This window comes from Vibrio sp. 1727 (assembly GCF_033344415.1).
Taxonomy (GTDB): Bacteria; Pseudomonadota; Gammaproteobacteria; order Enterobacterales; family Vibrionaceae; genus Vibrio; species Vibrio alginolyticus.
This window is the reverse complement of sequence record NZ_JAWPOT010000342.1, coordinates 1-655: the sequence shown is the minus strand read 5'-3', so window position 1 is coordinate 655 and position 655 is coordinate 1. Positions and strand designations below refer to the sequence as shown.

General features: G+C 49.0%; 1 protein-coding gene. It reads right to left on the bottom strand.

From position 1 onward, the window contains the following. Positions 1 to 655: NAD-binding protein (locus tag R8O10_RS25635; RefSeq protein WP_318192010.1), on the bottom strand; the 655-nt coding region annotated here is incomplete at both ends.

Below are 655 nucleotides of genomic sequence, written 5' to 3'. Positions count from 1 at the left end.
AACTCAACCAGAGTTTGACGACCAAGATCCAGTGCGCCTAAAAAAGTCTCACGCGAATAGTTTTGCACGCCATGACTCATCAACTGATAGGCCTCAACTCGGCTTCGAGCACGAGCGAGCAATTTGAGATTCGGAAAATGCGTACGGCAGATATCGACAATCGCCATCACTTCATCCGGCGAGTCTGTACAAATCACTAACGCTTCCGCTTTGTCTGCGCCAGCGGCGCGCAACAAATCGATTTGTGTGGCATCGCCATAAAAAACTTTGTAACCGTACTTACGCAGTAAGTGAATTTGGCTGGCGTCACTTTCCAATACCGTAACTTTGATTTTATTGGCGTACATTAAGCGCCCAACGATTTGCCCAAAACGACCAAAACCCGCAATGATGACGCGAGGACGACGATCAACCACGTGACTGGTGACGCTCTCTTCTTCCTGATTCAGCGTATGAGCGAACCACTTCTTTTGTCCCATCAACAAGAGTGGCGTGGTCACCATCGATAGACTCACCACAACCAACAAAAACGCCACTTGTTCTTTGGATAAAATGCCTTCTTGGCTTGCCGCGGTGAAAATCACAAAAGCAAACTCACCACCTTGGCTCAAGATGGCGGCCATACGGCTACGTGCTTTTTCTCGCACTCGACCCG